Source organism: Nonomuraea muscovyensis, from assembly GCF_014207745.1.
Taxonomy (GTDB): Bacteria; Actinomycetota; Actinomycetes; order Streptosporangiales; family Streptosporangiaceae; genus Nonomuraea; species Nonomuraea muscovyensis.
On sequence record NZ_JACHJB010000002.1, the window covers coordinates 922,344 to 942,159 of the forward strand.

Below are 19,816 nucleotides of genomic sequence, written 5' to 3' on the forward strand. Positions count from 1 at the left end.
AGGTTGCGTTATGCCGATGATCAGGCTCACCGTCCCGGCCAAAGCGTTGACGGCCGAGGGCCGCGACGGCGTTCAGGCCGAGCTGGCGCGGGTGTTGCTGTGCTGGGAGGGCGCGCCGGACACGGCGTTCTTCCGCGCCCAGGCGTGGAGCTACCTGCTGGAGCTGCCCGAGGGCGCCCAGGTCACAGCCGAGGACGGTCAGCCGCGTATTCTCGCCGAGGTCACGGTCCCGGCGGGCGCGCTGTCGGAGCGGCGCAAGAGCGGCCTGGTGGAGGACGTCACCAAGGTGATTCTGGCCGCAGCGGGGTTGGGCCAGTCCGAGGCCCTGCGGGTGTGGGTGCTGATCCACGAGCAGGCGGACGGAACCTGGGGTGCCGGCGGATCGGTGATCCGGTACGCGGACCTCAAAGCGCTGGCCGCGGGCGGGGCCGATGCGTGGGTTGACCTACGTCGAACGGCGGCGGGTCGAGTGGCGGGAGGCTCCGGATCCGCAGCTGGGCTCCGACCGGGAGGCGATCGTGGCACCGGTCGCGGCCACACCGTGCGATGTCGATTCGGCGATCCTGGCCGGGCACGGTCCGATAGAGCCGCCGTTCCCGATCGGCCACGAGTGCGTGGCCCGGGTCGTCGAGGTCGGAGACGCCGCAGGTGTGACGCCCGGTGATCTCGTCGTGGTCCCCTGGTCGATCTCCTGCGGCCGGTGCGACCACTGCTCGGCCGGGTTGACCGCGCACTGCTCGGCGGTCCCGCACATGGCGATGTACGGCGCGCCGATCGGCGGCGCGTGGGGCGGCCTGTTCTCCGACCTGGTGCGCGTTCCATACGCGGACACGATGCTGGTGCCGCTGCCGGCCGGGCTGGACCCGGTCGCGATGGCCTCGGCCAGCGACAACTGGTCCCTGGCCTACCGCCTGGTCGCACCGCATCTCCAGGCCCGCCCGCACTCCCGGGTGCTGGTGATCGCCCGCGGCAGCATCGGCCTGTACGTCTGTGACATCGCCCGCGCGCTCGGCGCCGCCGACGTCCTGTACGTCGACCCGGATCCGGCGCACCGCGAGATCGCCGAAAGCTACGGCGCCCGGACGGCCGAGGCGATCGAACCGGTCCACCACGGCTTCGAGCTGGCGGTGGAGGCCACCGGACGGGTCGACCAGCTCACGCTCGCCCTGCGCTGCCTGGTGCCGGAGGGCATGTGCGAGAGCGCAGGCAACCACTTCCGCCCCGGTGAGCTGCCCCTGCTCGACATGTACCTGACCGGTGTGACGTTGCGGATCGCCCGCGACAACGTCCGCACCCACATCCCCGACGCGCTCGGCCTGGCCGCCAGCGGCCTGGTCGCCCCGGCCCGTGTCGTGTCCACCGTCCTGGACTGGGAGCAGCTCCCCCAAGCGCTCCCCGAACGCCACCTCAAACCCGTCTTCGTCCGCGACCTTCCCCAGGAGTGAACTGTTGTCCCCGCTGGACCCCCCTTCCGCCACCGACGCGCTGCACGACCGTCGAACAGCGATCGCCGCGCTCGGCGCCGACCTGCGGGCCCTGGTGGAGGCCGCCGTCCGCACCGGCGCACCGGACGAGGTCCTGCTGCTCGCCGCAAAGGAGGCGCAGCATCTGACCGCGCTGCTGACGGTCCGGCCACGCGGCCGGGCCGAGGTGCCCGAGGTGGATGTGTTCCCCGGCGGAATCCGCATGTACAGCCCGGTCACCGGGGCCGGAAGTCCGCTCGCACCACCCCTGCAAATCGAGACGGTCGATGATGGGGCCGTTGTGGGAACCTGCACGCTCGGCGTCGCCCACGAGGGCCCACCCGGCTACGGGCACGGCGGTGTCAGCGCCCTGCTGTTGGACGAGGTCATGGGCTGGGCCTGCAGCTACGCCGGGCAGCCGGGCATGACCATCGAACTGAATCTGAGCTACAAGCGGCCGGTCGTGCTGGAGACCCCGCTGCGGGTGACCGCCCGCGTCACCGAACGCCACGGCCGCACAAATCTCGTACACGGCACGATCGCCACCACTGCGGCGCCGCGCACCGTCCTGGTGGAAGCCGAAGCGGTCTTCTTCGCCCCAGCGCCCGACCAGGCACGCGCGTTGTTCCCCAGCCTGCGGGACCCCGCATGAAAGAGTTGATTTTCGTGCGGAGCGGGCGCCTGGACTGGCGGAAACGACCCGAGCCCGTCCTGGCCGAGCACAGTGACGCGATCGTCCGGCCGTTCTTGGCCGGACGCTGCGACGGTGACACCCTGCCGATCCACCAGCCGGTCTCCCGGGCGCTCCAGGCCGGAATGGCTCTGGGGCTGGTCGACCCGGTCGTCGGCGCCATCTGCGGGAAGGTCCCCTTCCGCGGGCCGTTTGCGATCGGCCATGAATGCGTGGCCGAGGTCGTCGCCGTCGGACCCGGCGTGAGGCAGGTCCGCATCGGCCAGACGGTGGTGGTGCCGTGGGCGATCTCCTGCGGGGCCTGCCCACAGTGCCGCCGCGGCCTCACCTCCAAGTGCGCCACCATGGCCACCACCATGTCCGACGGGACGCTGGCCGCTTACGGCTTCGGGCCCTCCAGCGGCCCCTGGGGCGGCATGATCACCGACCGGATCCGCGTCCCGCACGCCGACCACATGCTCGTCCCCGTCCCCGACGACATCCCGCCCCTGCGGGTCGCCGCCGCCAGCGACAACCTCGCCGACGCCTGGCGCGCCGTGGTGGCGCCGCTGACCGAACGCGACGGCGGCTCCGTGCTCGTCCTGGGCGGCGGAGCCAAGAGCATCGGCCTGTACGCCGCCGGTCTGGCCGCCGCTCACGGGGCCGCGGCCGTCCACTACCTCGACAGTGATCCCGAACGCCGCGCGATCGCCGAATCCCTCGGCGCGACCGTCATCCAGACCGTCCGCCGCGACTACGACATCGTCGTCGAGGCCACCTCCCGTGCTCCGGGGCTACGCCGAGCGATCACCTCCCTGGCGCCCGGCGGGATCTGCACGGCCGTCGGCTACTACCTGTCCACCGGCACCCGCGTCCCCCTCATGCGCATGTATGCCACCGACGCCACCCTGCGCATCGGCGTCTCCCACGCCCGCGCCGCCCTCCCCGCCCTGCTGGACTTCCTCCAGCGCACCGCGTTCCCAGCCGAACGCGTCACCACCCTGCTGGCCGACTGGGACGACGCGCCCGCCGCCTACACCGCCCGCACCACCAAGCTCGTCCTGCAACGGCCCCGGCTCACCTGAGCCCCGCGCCGACCGGGACACCGCAGAAGGGGAACAACACCATGACAGTGATCACCGTGAATGCCACCGCCGGGCGCCTCAGCCTGGAACAGCGCCGCACCCTGGCCCGTACCCTCACCGACGCGGTCCTGGTCCCGGAGATCGGCCAGTTCGTCGAACTCGCCCGCGTCGGCTTCCAGGTCCACTTCGTCGAACGCGCCACCGACATGATCGCCATCGGCGGCGTCCTGGCCGCCGACTCCGGCCAGGACATCATGCACATCGACATCGCCGTCATGGACGCCGACTGGAATCCCAAGGTCCGCGCCGAGGTCATCGAGCGCGTCCTGGCCGCCATGGCCCAAGCCTGCGGAACTGACACCCCCGCCCCGACCTGGTGGGTGAACTTCCGCACCATCGACGAAGGCAGCTGGGGCTCCAGCGGGAGCGTGACCTCCATCCACGACATGCTCAACACCGGCGTCTTCACCCCCGAACGAGCCGCAGCGATCCGTGCCGCACTCCTGTGACACCGGCGCCTGCCCAGACCTGCCCGCTCATCGTCCCGGCCGCGTCCCGGTCGCTACGAGGTCGACCGGTCGGGAGCGCGGGAGGATTCCGATGCCCGATGAGCGGAGACCACCCGGTCACCAGAGGACGACAGCTCGCCGCCGGGCACGACGGCGACCTTTGTCAGGTAGATCTGACGGGCAGCACGATCGCCGAGAGGTGCTCGGCATCGAAGTGGATCTGTTGGTCGACGGTGCGCCGCCGCACCTTGTCCAGGTCGATCTTGCCGCGGGCGAACCGGGTCAGCGGCCCGCAGTCGGCGTCCCTGGATCCGCCAGCCCATCTGGTCGGGCAGGTCGACCAGCGCGGGCCGGGACTGCATGCCCAGCAGGTGGACCAGGCCGAACACCGCGTCCGAGTAGCACCCGGTGTCGGTGACGATGACCTCGGGACGGGGGCCGCCGTCGCGGCGGAACAGCACGTCGATCATGCGCAGCGAGTCGCGGACGGTGCCGGTGACGACCTTGGCGCCCAGCCCCACCCCCTGGTCGTTGATCATGTTGAGCCAGGTCAGGCCGCGTTTGTTCCCGAAGTACTTGCGGTTGGGCCGGGTGTAGATCGAGGGGACCGGCACCACGAACCGCATCCCGTCGATCGCGGCCACCAGGCCGCCACCGAGATGTCGAAGTCGGCCAGCTTGCTCACCCCGCCGGCCGCCGAGGTGAACGCTGCCTCGAATCCCTTCACCCGGCCCATCGTCTCCAGCAGCAGTTCGGGCAGGTCCACCAGCGGCAACATCCCGGCCACCCGCTTGCGCAGGTCGATCAACGACGCTGGATCGGGCAGCGCCACCAGCCTGGCCACGTGCAGCCGCCCCTCGGCGTCCACGCTCAGCCCGCCCTCGCCGCCCACCCGCTGCGACACGTCCCGCAGCGCCATGTGCAGCACCAGCGCGTTCTCGGCCGGCAGCGTGGCAGGGTCGGCGGGCAGCCGAAGGCCGGTCAGCACCTTGCCCTGGCCGCCATATAGGCGTCCCCGGTCAGCAATTCGGCGCGCGGGTCGCGCCGGCGTGCCGAGGCATGGGAGTGGATGTCGCGGCGCTTGAGGTGGCGGTGGAACTGGGTCAGCACGCACATGGTGCAGGCGTTCTTGTCCACGGTGCTGCCGTGCGGGCCGGGCCGGTGCACCAGCCGCTTCCACGACCCGGTCACCGGGCCGGCGTCGATGTCGGCCTCGGTGACCTTCTTCTTGCGTCCGTCCAGCAGCCGCGGCAACACCTTGGCGGCCTCGTCCAGGAGTCCCTCAACCGGCCTGCCGCGGCTGCGTGAATCGCAGCATGTTGCCAGAGGGATCGAGGAAGGCACAGTCGCGGACGCCGTCGGGCTGGTTGATCGGTTCCTGCATCACATCGGCGCCCGCGGCCTCGAGGTGCTCGAAGGTGGCGTCGCAGTTGTCGGTCACGAAGGAAAGACGACCCAGCAGGCCCGTGGCCAGCAGGTCCTCGATCGCCTGCCGGTCGGCCGGCGAGACACCCGGGTCCGCGCCGGGTGATTCGAGGAAGATCTGCACGTCCGGCTGCGACGGCGGGCCGACGCTCACCCACCTCATCCCCTCGAATTCGACGTCATCGCGTACCTCGAAGCCGAGCACGTCAAGGTAGAAGCCGAGCGCCTCGTCAACGTCGTGGACCGCGAGAGTGCAGGACGAGAGCTTGAGATTCAAGCCGGTCACGCTACGGACGACCGTTCGGGGGGTGTGGCTCATCACTGCTCCTTGTTGGCGCGAAGAAAGACGATGTCGAGGTCGCGGAGCCGGTCCGGGTCGGTGTCGATGGCGATGCGGGTGATCTTCCCGTCGCCGATGGTGAACGTGAAGACGGCCTTCGGCTGGCCGCGGTGCGACCAGACGGCCGCCGGAACGCCGTCGACCAGAGCCAGCCGGGCGGCCTGAGCTCGTCCGGCGAAGAAGGCCGCCACCTCGTGGCCGCCGCGGACCTCGCCGACCACGGCGTCCGGATCGAGCAGCTCGAGCAGGGCGGCGAAATCCCCGTTTCGGGAGGCGGCCAGGAAGGCGGCGACGATTTCCCGCTTCTGTGATCGCGCGGCGTCGGATGCCCCGGCCGCTCCTTGCACCCTGCGCCGGGCCCGGCTGGCGAGTTGCCGGGCCGCCGCCGGGGAGCGGTCCATGATGGACCCGATCTCGCCGAACGACACAGCGAAGACGTCGTGCAGGACGAACGCGAGCCGCTCGGCGGGAGTCAGCGTGTCCAGCACCACCATCAGCGCGACACCGACCGAATCGGCCAGCAGCGCCTCGTCCTCGGGGCCGGCCTGGCCGGTCGGGTGGATGCTCGTCGCGTGCGGGTCGGCCGGCTCGGGCGGCAACGCGCCGGCCGACTCCTCACGCCGGGCCCGGCGCGCCTCGAGCATGTTCAGGCAGACCCGGGCGACGACCGTGGTCAGCCACCCGGCCGGATTCTCCACCTGCCCGGTGTCGGCGCGGCTGACCCGCACCCACGCCTCCTGCACCGCGTCCTCGGCCTCGCCGGGTGAGCCGAGCATTCGGTAGGCCACCGCGTGCAAGCGGCCCTGGTGCTCGGCGAACCGCTCGCTCAGCCAGTCCTGCTCGATCATCTGTCACATTCCTCCGTCACGGCCTGTCATACCAATTGACCGGCGAACCCACGCCGATGTGACATCCGGGCCCGGCCCGGATGTCACGCCTGCCGGTTCAGGCAGCGCACACACCTCGAGAACAACGGAGACAAGGCATGAAAGCGCACGTCAGCTCGATCCTCCTCGGCGTCCGGGACCTGGACCGGGCCAAGCAGTTCTACACGGAGGGGCTCGGCTGGAAGGTCAAGGACGACTACGGCATCTCGGTCTTCTTCGAATCGGACGCAGGCTCGCTCGTCGGTTTCTACGGCCGCGACGGCCTGGCCGACCAGGTGGGCACGAGCCCGGAAGGCAGCGGTTTCAGCGGGCTGGTCCTCACCTACGTCGTCCGTAGTGAGGCGCGGGTCGACGAGATCATCGAGGAGGCCGGGAAGGCCGGCGCCACGATCCTCAAGCCCGCCGGCCCCCTGCCGTGGGGCGGGTACGGCGGCTCGTTCGCGGACCCGGACGGCTACATCTGGAGTCTCGGCTACAGCGCCCAGGGAACGGACCAGCCCTACGCGGAGTAGCCGCCGAGGAGAGGCTCTGGCGAGTGTGGGTGACGACCCACGCCGATGTGACATCCGGGCCCGGCCCGGATGTCCGGCCTGCCGGCTCAGGCAGCACATACACCGAAATCACCAGGAGAGAACCGTGTCACTGCAGGTGAGCGCCATCATGCTCGGCGTCAAGGACCTGGCCCGCGCCAAGAAGTTCTATGGCGAAGGCCTGGGCTGCAAGATCGACAAGGACACCCGCAATTTCGTCTCCTTCAGCCTGGGCGAGGGATCCCCGCGGCTGGCTCTCTACGAATGGGAGGCGGCGGCACAGGACGCCGGCGTCTCCGCTGAGGAATCCGGATTCCGCGGCGCCTCGTTCCACTTCAACCCCGACTCCAGGGAAGTGGTGGATGAGATGATGCGCAACGCGGTGGCTGCCGGCGGCAGCGTGGTCAAGGAGGCGGCCCCCGCCCAGTGGGGCGGGTACTTCGGCTACTTCAGCGACCCGGACGGCTATCTGTGGAAGGTCACCACCTACGCCGCCTCCTGACCCACTGGGTCCCCGGACACGCCACACCGGCGAGGCCGGGGACCAGCCCGGGCACGGCGATAGCCTCGGTTAGTGAACGTGGGACCGGTATTCGGCGGCAGGGCTGGCTGGATCCGCAGTTGAGCCGGCATGACAGCGGGAGCAGATCATGAAGTTTCGAGCCTACGTCGAGCCTGCGGAGCCCATGATGGGGCTGGAAGTTCCCGAAGAGGTCGTGGAGGCGCTCGGTGGAGGCAGGCGGCCGAGGGTGACCATCACGATCAACGGGCATTCGTGGAAGAGCAGGGTCGCCATCATGCGCGGCCGCTACCTGCTCGGCCTGAGCAACGCCAACCGGCAAGCCGCCGGTGTCGTGACCGGCGACGAGGTCGAGGTCGAGCTGGAAATCGATGCCGAGCCTCCTGTCGTGGTCGAGCCCGCGGACTTCGCCCGCGCCCTGGACGCCGACCCGGTCGCCCGCGCCGCCTACGACCGCCTGGCCTACAGCCGCAAGCGCGAGCACGTGATCGCCGTCGAAAGCGCGAAGAAGCCCGAGACGCGCATACGGCGGATCGAGAAGGCCTTGGCAACGCTGCGGGACCGGGAGCCGGCAAGGGGCTCCGCCACCCGCGCCGAACCAGAGGTCAGGCCCGCTCAAGGCTCTTCAGGATGAACCCGAGGGTCTTCAGCCACGCAACTGCTCACCACCGCCAGCGACAACCCTGACCGGCTGCGCTCCGAAGCCGCCCTGGCGACTGCGGCGCCAGCCACGCCCGGCCGCGTTCGCCATGGTGCTTCCGAGACTACGAAGCGGCGGCTGCGACTCTGGCTCGACGAACGCCCCAACTGGCCCCACCCCTGTTCCTCAACGCCAAGGGCGGAAGGCTGACCACCCGCGCCGCCGGCGGCATCATCGCCACGATCGCCCAGACGGCCGGGCTGGGCGACCTCACCACCGCGCACGTTTTGCGCCACACGCTCGCCACCACGCTGGTCCGCGGCAAGACCGACCTGGTCCTGGTCGCCGAGATCCTCGGCCACGCCCGCCTGGAAACCACCCGCCGCTACAGCCTGCCCTCCGACAAGGACAAGGAAGAGGTCCTCAACCTGATCACGATCGACCGCTCATCGCGGTTCTACCGCGAAACCGCACTCAAGATCGACTCATGGCCGGCTTTCCCCGGATCTCGGGACAGGCGGGACCGCAAGCTGCGAGTACCTCGCGCTGCGCCAGCGACTGCCCGGCGAAGGGTGAGCCGCTTATCGCTCGGCGGGGTGGATGTCGTACGGCTCGGAGTCGTAGACGTAGTAGACGCAGTCGGCTCCAGGGGCGCACCGGCCCGAGTGCACCGCCTTGGACGGGTAGTACAGGAAGTCGCCCGCGCCCACCCTGTAGGTCTTGTGGCCCTTGACGTTCCACAGCATCGTGCCGGAGACGCCGACGACGTGTTCGGGGCTGGTGTGCCAGTGCGGGGCGAACGGCGTACCGGCCTTGAGCGTGAACATCGCCTCCGAAGGGCCGGTCCTCGGGTTGCCCTTCAGTTGCACGAACGTGCAGCCGGGGAGTCCTTCGCAGGGTGTGCCACGCTTGCCCGCGTGCTTGAAGACGACCCGGTCCTGGGCCGACGCAGGGTCCGATACTGCCGCCGCAGGTCCCGCCGTCATGACGGCGAGCGCCGCGGCCGCGATGGCCATCCGAAACATACTCGCTCCTAACTGGACTATGGTCCGCTTGTTGGCGTACTCAAACTAACGGACCGCGGTCCGGATAGTCAACCCGCCCTGCACCGCGCCGTCGCTATCGCCCTCGGCATTGAATACGCGAGGTCGCCGGGACCCGCGCCGCCCGCCGTGACAGGTGTCCATCGGCGCGTAGGCGGGGACTTTCGACCGCAGGCGCGCGTGCGGGATGATGATGCGCTGGAGCTATGGCTACCCATCCCGTACGAGTCGAGGCCCGGCTCGAGGAACCGCTGAACCGGGGCCTCTGGATCGTCAAATGGTTCCTGGCGATCCCCCACTACATCGTGCTCGGCTTCCTGTGGATCGCCTTCGGCGTCCTCACCGTCATCGCGTTCTTCGCGATCCTGTTCACCGGCCACTACCCTCGCGTGCTGTTCGACTTCAATCTCGGCGTGCTGCGCTGGACCTGGCGGGTGGCCTACTACACCTACGGCGCCCTGGGGACCGACCGCTATCCGCCCTTCACCCTCGGCCCGGCGCCGGACTACCCGGCCACGCTGGAGATCGACTACCCCGAACGGCTCTCGCGCGGCCTGGTGCTGATCAAGTGGTGGCTGCTGGCCATCCCGCACTACCTCATCGTGGGCCTGTTCACCAGCGGCAGCGTCATCTCCTGGCGCGGCGGCCTGCCTGACGGCGGCGGCGTGCTCTACACGCTCGACTGGGGCGGGCTCATCGGACTGCTGGTTCTCATCGCCGCCCTGTCCCTGCTGTTCACCGGCCGCTACCCGCACGGCCTCTACGACCTCGTGCTCGGGATGAACCGGTGGGCGCTCAGGGTGGCCGCGTACGCGACGCTCATGACCGACGCCTACCCGCCGTTCCGGCTCGAACAGGGCGGCCACGAGCTGCCGCGCCTGGAGCCGCCGCCGCAACCGCGACACGCGCCGGTGCGGCACGGCGCCGGTTCGATCGCCGCGATCGTCGTGGGCGCGCTGCTCGCGTTCGGCGGGATCGGCACCGCCGCGGCCGGCTCGCTCTCGGCGGTGCTCGCCCAGTCCCGCGCCGGCAGCGGCTTCGTCAGCACGACCAGCGAGCGTGTCTCCACCCCGGCGTACGCGCTGACCACCGACCAGATCGCCATCAGCGGCCAGGGCGTGGAGTACCTGCGCAGCTTCACCGGCAAGGTACGCATCGAGACGTCAACCGCCGGTAACCCGCTGTTCGTCGGCATCGGTCCCCGGGCCGACGTCGACACCTACCTGAAGGGCGTCGGCCACGACCGCATCACCCGCCTGACCTTCGGCCCGGGTCCCGACGACACCGCCTACACGTGGCACCCGGGAGGGCAGCCGGCCACGCCTCCCGCCACGCAGACCTTCTGGACGGCGACGGGGTCCGGGAGCCTCGAATGGGACATCGAGCCAGGTGAGTGGGCCATCGTGATCATGAACGCGGACGCGAGCCCCACGATCTCGGCCGACCTCCGGCTGTCCGCCACGCTTCCGTGGCTGGACGGGCTGACCACCTGGTTGTTCGTCGCGACCGGCATCCTGCTGATCTCCGGCGTCGTGCTCATCCTGTTCGGCATCCGCCTGACCGGAAGCCCCGTCCCTGAGACCACGCACACCGCACCGACGCCCCGCCCCTGAAGGCCACTACGGCGGCGACGAGATGCTCCAACGCGGCCTCGCCCGGATCCGGCACGGGTCGACATGCCCTCAAGCGGCGTCGAGGGCTTCGGTGATCTTGCGGGTCATCTCGGCCATGGTGGGGCTGGGCCGGCCCTGGTGGGTGCCGGCGGCTGCTTCGATGGCGACGATGACGGTGCTGCGGAAGTTGCCGGCCTCTGCCGGAGCCTGCTGCTTGAGCAGGCTCATGGCCGCCGTCAGGGCCGGCAGCACGTGATCGGCGAGTTCGGCCACGGACTTGCCGACCAGATTGACGCCCATCGACTTGTCGGCGAGCACGTGCCCGACCAGGCCGGTGGCGGAGGCCAGGGCGATGGAACCGGTGGTGGCGATCTTGTGGGGCTTGCCGGCGGCATCGGCGGCGGCCAGCAAGGAGACGGCGCCGTAAGCGGCGGTGCGCAGGGTGAGCTTGTCCTGGTCGGTAAGGGTGATGGACATGGTGGTGTGCTCCCTTTTACAGCTGTTCTGAAAGTCAGGTGAACGGACGGATGGTGGAATGCGGTCCGGCTGGTGCCCGGGGTGTCTCGATCGCTGAGGCCAGGTGGGCGTACCGGGCGCGGGCTCGGTGTCAGTCGTCGATTGCCTGGTAGAGGGTGGTCCAGAAGTCGTGGATGAGCCGCGCCGAATCCGGGGTGGTCATGCCGACCTGGGTGAGCAGGGTTCCGGTGAGCTGGTTGTGCGGGTCGGCGTATGTCGTGGTGCCGGTTCCGCCGTCCCAGCCGAACTGGCCGATGGGGGCGTAGTCGCCGCGGTAGGTGCGCACCGCCATCCCGAAGCCCCAGCCGCCGTGCAGCCCCTGGCCGTGCGACACATGGATGTTGTTGCGGGCCAGGGCGTTTCGGGTGGCTTGCTGCTCGGGCGTGAGGCGGTTGGTGGTCATCAGCTCGACGGCGGGCCGGGACAGGATCCGCTGGTTCCCGTGCATGCCGCCATTGAGCAGCATCCGGAAGTAGGCGTGATAGTCGTCGACGGTGGAGACCAGCCCACCGCCGCCTGACTGGAACGCCGGCGGCCGGCTGTACTGTCCGCTTGCCGCCTCGTCCCACACGATGAACTGTCCGGTCTGCGGGTCGGGGGCGTAGCTGGGCGGCAGCCGGTCGATCTTGCCGACGGGCACGTGGAAACCGGTGTCCTGCATCCCCAGCGGATCGAGGATGCGTTCGCGCAGGAACGTCTCGAACGGCTGGCCGGTGACCCTGGCGACGAGCACGCCGAGTACGTCGTGGCTGATGTGGTATTGCCAGTGTTCACCGGGCTGGCGCATCAGCGGAAGCGTGCCGAGGCGGCGCATCCACTCGTCGGGCTCGGGCGCCGGCTCCGCTCCCTGGGTGAAGACGCCCCGCTCGAAAACTGCGGCCATGATCGGAAAGCTCAGCGCCGTCAGATCTATTCCGAGCCCGAACGTGGAGGTCAGCAGGTCCCGCACGGTGATCGGCCGCCGCGCCAGCACGGTGTCGTCCAGCGGGCTGTCGACCCGCGTCAGCACCCGCCGGTCGGCCAGCTCGGGCAGCCACGAATCCACCGGGTCGTCCAGCCGCAGCCTGCACTCATCCAGCAGGACCATCGCCGCCGCCATCGCGACCGGCTTGGACGTGGATGCCATCCGGAAGATCGTGTCGCGGCGCATCGGCGCGCCACCGTCATGGCGCATCGTCCCGATCGCTTCGACGTGCGTCTCCTCGCCCCGGCTGACCAGGGCGACCAGACCGGGGATCTTCCCGGACTCGACATGCCGTGCCAGCACCTCGCGCAGTCTGCGCAGCCCTGCTTCTGAGAAGCCGCTGTTGCCCTTTTCCATCATGATCTCCTTGCGCACAGTGTTCGATCTGCGAGACCCGTCCCGGCGTGGCGCTCATGGCCTCGGCGAGCTGAAGCTCGGTCACAGGACTCCCTCCGCGGCGCCACCGGCACTCAACAACGTTCGGGAATCGCTGAACGTCTGCGACGGTACATTGCATTCATAAATTCGTCAACAGACGAAGAAGGTGCATCTTGCCTGTTAAATCCGGCTTGCTGGACTAGCATTGCAATGACTATGACACTGAATGCAATGGTGGATCAGGATGGACATTGCAATGGGCTGGGTGTGAATGCATACTGTGCAGCGGAGCGTGCCGGGGCGCCGAGCTTCGCGCACGTCGACAGACAGGAGCCAAGCACCGATGCCCGGAGACAGACTGACCGGCCAGGATCGACAGCACATCGCCGCGTGGCTGGCCGAGGGTCTCGCATACGCGGAGATCGGCCGGCGCCTGGGGCGGCCCGCCTCGACCATCATGCGCGAGGTCACCCGGAACGGCGGACCCGACGGCTACGGGGCGGACCGGGCGCAGGAGGCCACACGCCATCGTGCGCGCCGGCACAAGCAGACTCAGCCTCCGGCGCCGCCGATCCCCGACAGCGGCCATGGGCGTGACCCCCAGGCGGTGCAGGACTTCACGCAGTCCTTCACCGATCTTCTCGTCCAGCAGGGCCTGCCCCGGATGGAGGCCAGGGTGCTGGCCTGCCTGTACATCACCGACTCCGGCGCTCTCACCGCCGCCGACCTGGTCCAGCGGCTTCGCGTCAGCCCGGCGTCGATCTCGCACGCCGTAGCCTTCCTCGAACAGCAGGGAATGCTCAGACGCGAACGGGTTCCCGGCGCGCGGCGCGAACGCTATGTCATCGACGATGAGATCTGGCTCCCGTCTCTCCTCGCAGCTCGGCAGATGAACGACGCCCTGGCGGCCGCATCGCAGCGCGGAGCCGAGATTCTCGGGGTCACAACCCCGGCGGGTGCCCGCTTCGAGTCCTCCGCCGCACTTCTTGTCCTCCTGAGCGAGGCCTTCCGGCAGGTCATGGAGCAGTGGCGGCAGAGCCTGGCCGCCCGGAACGCCGGGCGACAGTAATGATCTCCCGGGTGACGCCGGCCACGCGCGGCCGGCGACGGGCGAAGCCGTCGGTGCGGGCCTCGGTGCAACGGGTCCTGGACAACATGGCCGTGCCTGCTGTCGTGCTCAACGCGCAGCAGGACCTCATCGCCGCGAACCTCATGGGCCGCGCGCTGTTCGCCCCGCACTTCGAGGCCGACAAGCCGAACCTGGCCCGGTTCGTCTTCCTCGACCCCCGCGCTCGGGACTTCTACGTCGACTGGCCCCTTGCCCGCAGAATGACCGCCGCGATGCTGCGGCTCGAAGCCGGACGCGACCCGCTCAAGGACGACCTCACCGCACTCGTCGGAGAGCTCTCCACGCTCAGGAACCCGCGGACAGCGCCCCGCCCACCACGGAAAGCACCTAACCCCCCGCCCTGGACCGCCGTGCCATGAGCATCCGCCCGACGTGGCCACCACCCCTGCGAGGCGAAGGGTCCCGTGCCGGGCAGCGGCCGGCACGGGCGGGCAAGACCACCCTGATGCGGGTGCGCGCCGGAGAACTACGACCGGACGCGGGCGAGGTACGACGGACCGGCCGGGTCGGGTTCTTCCGGCAGGACGAACCCGACACCGACGACATGCGATGGGCCCTCCGGCAGGACCTGCCGATCGGCGCGGCGCACCGGCCCGTGCTGCAGGCCTACACACACGGGCGTCCGGGAAGCCTGGACGAGCACGCGGATGCGCTGCTCGCCCTGGGGCTGTCCGACCTTGGGGCTGCGATTCGGGAGCCGTCCTACGGGCAGCGGCGCCGGATCGAGCTGGCACGGCTGGTGAGCGAGCCCGTGGACCTGCTCCTGCTCGACGAGCCGACCAACCACCTGTCACCGATGCTCGCGGAGCAACTGGAGGAGGCGCTGGCCTCCTACCAGGGCGCGCCGGTCGTGGTCGCCGAAGGCGATCTTCCGGGCGAGCCGGTGCCGGGCCTCCTGCACGTTCAGCTCGGTACCCCGTGACCGGACAAGGCGGCGCCCACCTCCGGCCACCGAGGTGGCCGGAGGTGGGCGCTTGGCCGTTGGGACTACTTCAGGTAGGGGTTGCGCTGGACGATCGGCAGGTTGCCGAGTCCGAGCGTGGTGCCCGCGTTGGCGAGGGCGAGGCCGACGAGGACGATCGAGTAGATGATGTGGTCGTCCATGAAGGGGTTGTTGGGCAGGGGCAGCTCGGCCGCCCACATCAGGACCAGCATCAGACTGCCGGTGACGGCGGCGATGCGGGTGCCGACGCCGAGAACGAGCGCCAGGCCGATGCCGAGCAGGCCGGCCATGAACAGCCAGTCAACCCAGACCTGGCCGGCCAGCGAGCTGAATAAGCCGCCGAGCGCGTTCTCGCCGGTGCCCTTGAGGAAGCCGGTCGTAGGACTGCCGCCCTCGATCCAGGCGCGCTTGGCCGGAGTGGCGAAGCCCCAGCCGAAGGTCTTGTCGAGGAACGCCCACAGGAAGATCCAGCCGATCGAGATCCGGGCGATCGCCCAGACGTAGTCGACCGGGCGGCGTGCGGCGGTGGCGCTCGTCTCGTTGATGGGCCTGTTGACGGTGGCGGTCATGACGGCCCCCTTTCTGTGCTGATTCGTCGTCCTTGTTGTCGCGCCTCAAGCACACCGTCTGCGGCGTTCTGAGAGCAGTGCCGGACGCCCCCAGGGCGCAAGGACCTTCGTCCCGCCGTGATCGGACGAGCAGTCCGAAAGGGGCACCCGGTCCGGAACTTCAGCCGCCGTGGGGCAGCGCGCGTTCGTCCTGGATCGTTACCTCGGCCCGATCGCTCCCCCTTCGCGGATGTGCGTGCCGCGGGTGCCGGCGATCACGGCCGCGAGCTCGGTCAGAGAGCCGATGCTCGCCGGCCGCCCGGTGGCCCGGGTGAAGGCGCAGGCCGCCTCGATCTTCGGCCGCATGGAACCTGCCGCGAACGACATGGCGTCCAGCTCGTCCGGCGAGGCGAGCGCGAGGGGGCGCTCGCGCGGAGTGCCGTAGTCGGCGTACACGTACGGCACGTCGGTCAGGACGACCATCGAGTCGGCCCCGACCTGCTCGGCGAGCAGCGCGGTGACCAGGTCCTTGTCCACCACCCCCTCCACCCCTGTCCGGTCGGCCGTGACGGGCGCTCCGCCTCCCCCGCCGGCGATCACCACGCACCCGTCGTCCAGCAGGCGCCTGATGATGGGAAGCTCGACGACCCGGATCGGACGCGGCGAGGGGACGACGCGCCGCATGCCGAGCTCTTCCTCGGTGAACTCCCAGCCGCGTTCGTCGGCCAGCCGCTTGGCCTCCTCCGCCGGGTAGTAGGGCCCGATGGGCTTGTCCGGCCGGTCGAAGGCGGGGTCCGCAGCGGACACGACGACCTGGGTGATCAGCGCGCCGACCGGCGTGTCCGGCAGGCGGCGGCCGATGCTCTGCGCCAGCCAGTAACCGATCATGCCCTGTGTCTCGGCCACCAGCGTGTCCAGGGGGTAACCCCGCTCCAGGGTGGGGTCGTGCTCGCTCTCCTCGGCCAGCAGCCCCACCTGGGGACCGTTGCCGTGCACGATGAGGAGCTGGTGCCGCTCGGCGACCCACGCGAGCTGTTCGGCGGCGACCGCGATGTTGCGCTGCTGCGTCGCGGCGTCGGCGCGCTCGCCGCGGTGCAGCAGCGCGTTCCCGCCGACCGCGATGACGATCCTCACAGCGCCCCTGCCAGGCCGCGGGTGAGCAGTGCCTCGAGTACGGCCTGTGCCGTGGGCAGCCGGTTGGCCGCCTGGCGGAACACCTGGGACGCCGGCCCGTCGATCACCTCGGCCGTCACCTCCTCGCCTCGGTGGGCGGGCAGGCAGTGCAGGAAGATCGCGCCGGGGCGGGCGGCGGCCATCAGGCCGGCGGTGACCCGGTACGGGGCCAGCGCGGCCACGCGGGCGGCTTTCTCCTCCGGCGGGTCGCCCATGGACAGCCACACGTCGGTGTAGACGGCGTCCGCCCCGTGGACCGCCTCGCGGGGGTCGTCGGTGAGCACCAGTTCCCCTCCGGTGGAGAGCTTCCTGGCCATGGCTTCGACGGCCGGATCGGGCGCGTAGCCGGCCGGGGTGGCCACGGCCATCGAGAGCCCGGCCAGGGCGGCGGCCTCCATGAGGCTGTGCGTGACGTTGGTCGCCGCGCCGACGTAGGCGATCTTCCGCCCGCGCAGGTCGCCGAAGACCTCACGCAACGTCATCAGGTCGGCGAGCGCCTGCAGCGGATGGTGGCCGTCGGTGAGCGCGTTGATCACCGGGACGTGCGCCGCGTGGGCGAAGCTCCGCACCTCCTCGTCGTCGAAGGTGCGGATGACCACGGCGGCCGTGTACGAGCTGACGACATGGGCGGTGTCGGCGATGGTCTCGCCGCGGCCGAGCTGCAGCTCGGCGGGGCCGACGGTGAGCGGCGTCCCGCCGAGGCGTACCACGGCGGTCTCGGCGGACAGGCGGGTGCGGGTGGAGGGCTTGGCGAAGTACAGCAGCACGGTCCGGCCGCGCAGCAGCTCGCCGGAGTCGTGGGGATGCCGCTGGAAGTGGCCGGCGCGGTCGAGCAGGTGGACGAGGGCGTCCGGGGTCAGGTCGGCGATGCGCAGCAGGTCTTTCACGACGCGGTCCTTTCGATGGGGCAGCTCATGCAGCGGGGGCCGCCGCGGCCGCGGCCGAGCTCGGCGCCGGGGATGGTGATGACCTCGATGCCGTGCTTGCGGAGCATGGTGTTGGTGGTGACGTTGCGTTCGTAGGCGACGACCACGCCGGGGGCGATGGCCAGCACGTTGGTGCCGTCGTCCCACTGCTCGCGCTCGGCCGCCCACACGTCCTGCTCGGCGCGCAGGACGCGGGTCGCGCCGAGCGCCGCGAACAGGTCGTCGTTCTCGCGGACGCGCAGGCCCGGCGTGAGGGTGAACGAGCGCAGCGGCGGCAGCTCCGGGTAGACCACGAAGACGCGGCGCTCGACCATGGTCATGACGGTGTCCAGGTGCATGAAGGCCCGTTTCCGCGGCAGGGCGGCGACGATGACCCGGTCGGCGGCCTCCGCCTCGAACAGGCGGCGGGCGAGCAGCTCGATCGCCTGTGGTGTGGTGCGTTCGCTCATCCCCACCAGGACCGTGCCGTCGCCGACGACGTGGATGTCGCCACCCTCGATGCTGGCCGGCTGCTCGGCCTCCGCCGGGAACCACAACGGCGCCTGTCCGGCGAACAGGGGGTGGAAGGCGTAGACGGCGGCCACGTGCGTGGTCTCGCGGCGGCGGGCCGGTTTGGCCATCGGATGCAGGGACACCCCGCCGTAGATCCAGGCCGAGGCGTCGCGGGTGAACAGGTGGTTGGGCAGCGGCGGGAGGATGAAGTCGTCCTCGCCGAGCCCGGCCAGGCACAGGCTGTCGGCCGCCAGGCCGAGCTCGCGCTTGGTCAGCCCGCCGATGAGATGGCGGGTCAGGACGTCCGCCGGCATCGCCTCCAGCTCCCGGCGCAGCGGCGGCGCGAGCGTGGGGCCGAAGGCGGGCTCGGTGACCACCCGGTCCAGCACCCACGCCCGGGCTTCGGCCAGCTTGAGCGTCTCGGCCAGCAGCTCGTCGAACAGGTGGACGGTCACGCCACGCTCGCGCAGGGCGTCGGCGAAGGCGTCGTGCTCCTGGCGGGCCCGCTTGACCCACAGCACGTCGTCGAAGAGGAGTTCATCGCAGTTGGACGGCGTGAGCCGCATCAGCTCCAGCCCGGGGCGGTGCAGGATGACCTGCCGAAGCGTGCCCACCTCGCTGTCAACGTGAAACACGCTCATGCCGCCTTCCTGTCGATGCTGACACTGTCGTCACGGTCGCGATACTTCAGCCACACGTACACCGGGACGCCGGCGAGCATCAGCAGCGTGCCCTTGTAGACGACCTCGTAGCCGGATCCGGCGATGGTCCACAGCGCGTAGCCGAACGCCACGACGGCGATCGTGCCGTCGACCGTGAGCCGCCTGCCGGAGAAGCGCTCCCGGTCGGTGAGGGCCAGCAGGAGCTGCGCCGCCGCCGCGTAGGCGTACGGGATCAAAGTGGTGAGCGTGGCCAGCAGGATCACGAAGTTGAACTGCTCGACCAGGCCCGCGTTGTAGTTCAGCAGCATCAACCCGGTGACCAGGACACTGGAGACGACCAGCCCCACGGCCGGAGTGCCCCAGCGCGAGGTCTTGGCGAACACCCGCGGGAACAGCCCGTCGCGGGCCGCGGCCAGCGGGACCTGGCCCTGCAGCATGATCCAGCCGTTGAGCGCGCCGAACGCGCTGACGATCGCTCCGATCGCGACCGCGGTGCCGGCCCAGCCGCCGAACATCGCCTCGGCGGCGTCCGCGAACGGCGCCGTGGACTCGATCAGCAGCGCACGGGGCACGGCGGCGAACACCGCGACGGTGCCCAGGATGTAGACGGCCGCGGTGGCGATCGTGCCGATGACGGTGGCGCGCGGGATCGTTCGCTCCGGGTCCTCGACGTCCTCGGCGGGGACAGTGGCCGACTCGATGCCGATGAACGCCCACAGGGTCAGCGTGGCGGCGGCCGTGACGGCCCCGAACGTGCTCTGGCCGCTCGGGTTGAACGGGGTGAAGTCGGCGGCGTCGATGAAGAACGGCGCGGCCACGGCCAGTCCGACCAGCGGCAGGAGCTTGGCGACGGTGGTGACGGCCTGGATCCAGCCGCCAAGGCGTACTCCCCGGACGTTGACGGCGGTCAGCAGCCAGATCGCCGCCAGCGCCACGCTCGCGGCCGCCAGGGCGGTGTCGGCGAGCCCGGGCCAGAAGTAGCCGAGGTAGCTGACGAACGCCACTGCGATGGCGGCGTTGCCCACCCACACCGCGATCCAGTAGCCCCACGCGGTCTGAAAGCCGATGAAGTCACCGAAGGCGCGGCGGGCGTAGGCGTACGGGCCGCCCGTCTGGGGGTAGGCGCGGCCGAGCCGGGCGAAGACCATCGCCAGCAGCAGCGCTCCGGTCGCGGTGAGCGCCCAGGCGAGCAGGCTCGCACTGCCGAAGGTGGCCAGCGACGCGGGCAGGAGGAACACCCCTGAGCCGATCATGTTGCCGACGACCAGCGCGGTCGCCATCCACGGCCCCAGCTTGCGGCGTCGTGGTAACGCGGTGACGGACATGGTGGGATCCCCTCTCGTATGATCACCGCCAGCAC

24 protein-coding genes and 2 pseudogenes are annotated in these 19,816 nt (G+C 70.3%); 13 read left to right on the forward strand and 13 right to left on the reverse strand.

What is annotated here, in order from left to right; genetic code table 11:
- Positions 1-16: 16 nt before the first annotated feature.
- From FHU36_RS43635 to FHU36_RS20890, 5 genes are read left to right on the forward strand one after another with little or no spacing between them, the layout of a single operon-like run.
- The gene (locus tag FHU36_RS43635) at positions 17-664 is read left to right on the forward strand and encodes a tautomerase family protein (RefSeq protein WP_221496485.1); all 648 of its coding nucleotides are present in this window, start codon (positions 17-19) and stop codon (positions 662-664) included.
- A complete protein-coding gene (locus tag FHU36_RS20875) occupies positions 564-1,445 on the forward strand; it encodes a zinc-dependent alcohol dehydrogenase (RefSeq protein WP_246502732.1) in 882 nt (293 codons plus the stop codon). The genes FHU36_RS43635 and FHU36_RS20875 overlap by 101 nt, the downstream gene beginning before the upstream one ends.
- Before the next feature lie 4 nt (positions 1,446-1,449).
- Positions 1,450-2,115 carry a PaaI family thioesterase gene (locus FHU36_RS20880; RefSeq protein WP_221496486.1) on the forward strand — a complete coding sequence of 222 codons (666 nt, stop codon included), beginning with the start codon at positions 1,450-1,452 and terminating at the stop codon, positions 2,113-2,115.
- Complete coding sequence (locus tag FHU36_RS20885; protein WP_185085618.1) at positions 2,112-3,218, forward strand: alcohol dehydrogenase catalytic domain-containing protein; 1,107 nt, start codon at positions 2,112-2,114, stop codon at positions 3,216-3,218. Before FHU36_RS20880 ends, FHU36_RS20885 begins: the two co-directional genes overlap by 4 nt.
- A 41-nt stretch (positions 3,219-3,259) precedes the next feature.
- Positions 3,260-3,727 carry a tautomerase family protein gene (locus tag FHU36_RS20890; protein ID WP_185085619.1) on the forward strand — a complete coding sequence of 156 codons (468 nt, stop codon included), beginning with the start codon at positions 3,260-3,262 and terminating at the stop codon, positions 3,725-3,727.
- Between the two features lie 53 nt (positions 3,728-3,780).
- Here the strand turns inward: FHU36_RS20890 and FHU36_RS20895 are convergent, their stop codons facing one another.
- Genes FHU36_RS20895 through FHU36_RS20915 form a run of 5 tightly spaced genes read right to left on the reverse strand, consistent with a single transcriptional unit; the run spans position 3,781 to position 6,340 of the window.
- Positions 3,781-4,353 carry a Tn3 family transposase gene (locus tag FHU36_RS20895; RefSeq protein WP_185085620.1) on the reverse strand — a complete coding sequence of 191 codons (573 nt, stop codon included), beginning with the start codon at positions 4,351-4,353 and terminating at the stop codon, positions 3,781-3,783.
- Positions 4,278-4,715: a hypothetical protein gene (locus FHU36_RS20900; protein ID WP_185085621.1), complete on the reverse strand. Its 438-nt coding sequence runs from the start codon at positions 4,713-4,715 to the stop codon at positions 4,278-4,280. Before FHU36_RS20900 ends, FHU36_RS20895 begins: the two co-directional genes overlap by 76 nt.
- Positions 4,709-4,981, reverse strand: coding sequence for a hypothetical protein (locus FHU36_RS20905; RefSeq protein WP_221496487.1), 273 nt, complete (start codon positions 4,979-4,981; stop codon positions 4,709-4,711). Before FHU36_RS20905 ends, FHU36_RS20900 begins: the two co-directional genes overlap by 7 nt.
- A 28-nt stretch (positions 4,982-5,009) precedes the next feature.
- A complete protein-coding gene (locus FHU36_RS20910) occupies positions 5,010-5,471 on the reverse strand; it encodes a VOC family protein (RefSeq protein WP_221496488.1) in 462 nt (153 codons plus the stop codon).
- Entirely contained in the window at positions 5,471-6,340 is an 870-nt protein-coding gene (locus tag FHU36_RS20915) for a sigma-70 family RNA polymerase sigma factor (RefSeq protein WP_185085623.1), read from the reverse strand. Before FHU36_RS20915 ends, FHU36_RS20910 begins: the two co-directional genes overlap by 1 nt.
- A gap of 137 nt (positions 6,341-6,477) precedes the next feature.
- On the opposite strand from FHU36_RS20915, the gene FHU36_RS20920 reads away from it, so the two are divergent.
- From FHU36_RS20920 to FHU36_RS45770, 4 genes and pseudogenes are all read left to right on the forward strand, one after another.
- Positions 6,478-6,891, forward strand: coding sequence for a VOC family protein (locus FHU36_RS20920; protein WP_185085624.1), 414 nt, complete (start codon positions 6,478-6,480; stop codon positions 6,889-6,891).
- Between the two features lie 124 nt (positions 6,892-7,015).
- Positions 7,016-7,411 carry a VOC family protein gene (locus FHU36_RS20925; RefSeq protein WP_185085625.1) on the forward strand — a complete coding sequence of 132 codons (396 nt, stop codon included), beginning with the start codon at positions 7,016-7,018 and terminating at the stop codon, positions 7,409-7,411.
- A 148-nt stretch (positions 7,412-7,559) separates the two neighbouring features.
- Positions 7,560-8,063, forward strand: coding sequence for a YdeI/OmpD-associated family protein (locus tag FHU36_RS20930; RefSeq protein WP_185085626.1), 504 nt, complete (start codon positions 7,560-7,562; stop codon positions 8,061-8,063).
- 185 nt (positions 8,064-8,248) lie between these two features.
- Positions 8,249-8,449, forward strand: a pseudogene (locus FHU36_RS45770) (tyrosine-type recombinase/integrase); the annotation flags it as partial.
- Between the two features lie 201 nt (positions 8,450-8,650).
- On the opposite strand, the gene FHU36_RS20940 reads toward FHU36_RS45770, so the two are convergent.
- Positions 8,651-9,085, reverse strand: a complete 435-nt coding sequence (locus tag FHU36_RS20940; protein ID WP_185085627.1) for a cupin domain-containing protein — start codon at positions 9,083-9,085, stop codon at positions 8,651-8,653.
- Between the two features lie 233 nt (positions 9,086-9,318).
- Here FHU36_RS20940 and FHU36_RS46440 point away from each other — a divergent pair, with 233 nt between their 5' ends.
- Positions 9,319-10,725, forward strand: a complete 1,407-nt coding sequence (locus tag FHU36_RS46440) for a DUF4389 domain-containing protein (RefSeq protein ID WP_185085628.1) — start codon at positions 9,319-9,321, stop codon at positions 10,723-10,725.
- Positions 10,726-10,794: 69 nt separating this feature from the next.
- Here FHU36_RS46440 and FHU36_RS20950 read toward each other — a convergent pair whose 3' ends face one another.
- A complete protein-coding gene (locus FHU36_RS20950; protein ID WP_185085629.1) occupies positions 10,795-11,202 on the reverse strand; it encodes a hypothetical protein in 408 nt (135 codons plus the stop codon).
- 130 nt (positions 11,203-11,332) lie between these two features.
- Complete coding sequence (locus FHU36_RS20955; protein ID WP_185085630.1) at positions 11,333-12,565, reverse strand: serine hydrolase domain-containing protein; 1,233 nt, start codon at positions 12,563-12,565, stop codon at positions 11,333-11,335.
- A 361-nt stretch (positions 12,566-12,926) separates the two neighbouring features.
- On the opposite strand from FHU36_RS20955, the gene FHU36_RS20960 reads away from it, so the two are divergent.
- From FHU36_RS20960 to FHU36_RS20970, 3 genes and pseudogenes are all read left to right on the forward strand, one after another.
- A complete protein-coding gene (locus FHU36_RS20960; protein ID WP_185085631.1) occupies positions 12,927-13,652 on the forward strand; it encodes a GbsR/MarR family transcriptional regulator in 726 nt (241 codons plus the stop codon).
- 11 nt (positions 13,653-13,663) lie between these two features.
- Positions 13,664-14,071 (forward strand): MmyB family transcriptional regulator, encoded by a 408-nt coding sequence (locus FHU36_RS20965; RefSeq protein WP_312891724.1) that lies wholly within the window; start codon positions 13,664-13,666, stop codon positions 14,069-14,071.
- 44 nt (positions 14,072-14,115) lie between these two features.
- Positions 14,116-14,568, forward strand: a pseudogene (locus FHU36_RS20970) (ATP-binding cassette domain-containing protein); the annotation flags it as partial.
- Between the two features lie 131 nt (positions 14,569-14,699).
- Here FHU36_RS20970 and FHU36_RS20975 read toward each other — a convergent pair.
- The 5 genes from FHU36_RS20975 to FHU36_RS20995 form a co-directional block, all read right to left on the reverse strand.
- Positions 14,700-15,224 carry a DoxX family protein gene (locus FHU36_RS20975; protein WP_185085634.1) on the reverse strand — a complete coding sequence of 175 codons (525 nt, stop codon included), beginning with the start codon at positions 15,222-15,224 and terminating at the stop codon, positions 14,700-14,702.
- 198 nt (positions 15,225-15,422) lie between these two features.
- Positions 15,423-16,337 (reverse strand): carbamate kinase, encoded by a 915-nt coding sequence (locus FHU36_RS20980; RefSeq protein WP_185085635.1) that lies wholly within the window; start codon positions 16,335-16,337, stop codon positions 15,423-15,425.
- Positions 16,334-17,263 carry an ornithine carbamoyltransferase gene (gene argF, locus FHU36_RS20985; protein WP_185085636.1) on the reverse strand — a complete coding sequence of 310 codons (930 nt, stop codon included), beginning with the start codon at positions 17,261-17,263 and terminating at the stop codon, positions 16,334-16,336. The genes FHU36_RS20980 and argF overlap by 4 nt, the downstream gene beginning before the upstream one ends.
- Entirely contained in the window at positions 17,260-18,435 is a 1,176-nt protein-coding gene (locus tag FHU36_RS20990; protein ID WP_185085637.1) for an arginine deiminase, read from the reverse strand. Before FHU36_RS20990 ends, argF begins: the two co-directional genes overlap by 4 nt.
- Positions 18,432-19,781: an amino acid permease gene (locus FHU36_RS20995; RefSeq protein WP_185085638.1), complete on the reverse strand. Its 1,350-nt coding sequence runs from the start codon at positions 19,779-19,781 to the stop codon at positions 18,432-18,434. Before FHU36_RS20995 ends, FHU36_RS20990 begins: the two co-directional genes overlap by 4 nt.
- Positions 19,782-19,816 lie beyond the last annotated feature (35 nt).

Excerpts from the sequence above, each read along its gene's own strand:
- FHU36_RS43635 (WP_221496485.1), top strand. The coding sequence starts at position 17 with ATGATCAGGCTCACCGTCCCGGCCAAAGCGTTGACGGCCGAGGGCCGC.
- FHU36_RS20885 (WP_185085618.1), top strand. The coding sequence starts at position 2,112 with ATGAAAGAGTTGATTTTCGTGCGGAGCGGGCGCCTGGACTGGCGGAAA.
- FHU36_RS20890 (WP_185085619.1), top strand. The coding sequence starts at position 3,260 with ATGACAGTGATCACCGTGAATGCCACCGCCGGGCGCCTCAGCCTGGAA.
- FHU36_RS20895 (WP_185085620.1), bottom strand. The coding sequence starts at position 4,353 with ATGCGGTTCGTGGTGCCGGTCCCCTCGATCTACACCCGGCCCAACCGC.
- FHU36_RS20910 (WP_221496488.1), bottom strand. The coding sequence starts at position 5,471 with ATGAGCCACACCCCCCGAACGGTCGTCCGTAGCGTGACCGGCTTGAAT.
- FHU36_RS20915 (WP_185085623.1), bottom strand. The coding sequence starts at position 6,340 with ATGATCGAGCAGGACTGGCTGAGCGAGCGGTTCGCCGAGCACCAGGGC.
- FHU36_RS20920 (WP_185085624.1), top strand. The coding sequence starts at position 6,478 with ATGAAAGCGCACGTCAGCTCGATCCTCCTCGGCGTCCGGGACCTGGAC.
- FHU36_RS20930 (WP_185085626.1), top strand. The coding sequence starts at position 7,560 with ATGAAGTTTCGAGCCTACGTCGAGCCTGCGGAGCCCATGATGGGGCTG.
- FHU36_RS20940 (WP_185085627.1), bottom strand. The coding sequence starts at position 9,085 with ATGGCCATCGCGGCCGCGGCGCTCGCCGTCATGACGGCGGGACCTGCG.
- FHU36_RS46440 (WP_185085628.1), top strand. The coding sequence starts at position 9,319 with ATGGCTACCCATCCCGTACGAGTCGAGGCCCGGCTCGAGGAACCGCTG.
- FHU36_RS20950 (WP_185085629.1), bottom strand. The coding sequence starts at position 11,202 with ATGTCCATCACCCTTACCGACCAGGACAAGCTCACCCTGCGCACCGCC.
- FHU36_RS20955 (WP_185085630.1), bottom strand. The coding sequence starts at position 12,565 with ATGATGGAAAAGGGCAACAGCGGCTTCTCAGAAGCAGGGCTGCGCAGA.
- FHU36_RS20960 (WP_185085631.1), top strand. The coding sequence starts at position 12,927 with ATGCCCGGAGACAGACTGACCGGCCAGGATCGACAGCACATCGCCGCG.
- FHU36_RS20975 (WP_185085634.1), bottom strand. The coding sequence starts at position 15,224 with ATGACCGCCACCGTCAACAGGCCCATCAACGAGACGAGCGCCACCGCC.
- FHU36_RS20990 (WP_185085637.1), bottom strand. The coding sequence starts at position 18,435 with ATGAGCGTGTTTCACGTTGACAGCGAGGTGGGCACGCTTCGGCAGGTC.
- FHU36_RS20995 (WP_185085638.1), bottom strand. The coding sequence starts at position 19,781 with ATGTCCGTCACCGCGTTACCACGACGCCGCAAGCTGGGGCCGTGGATG.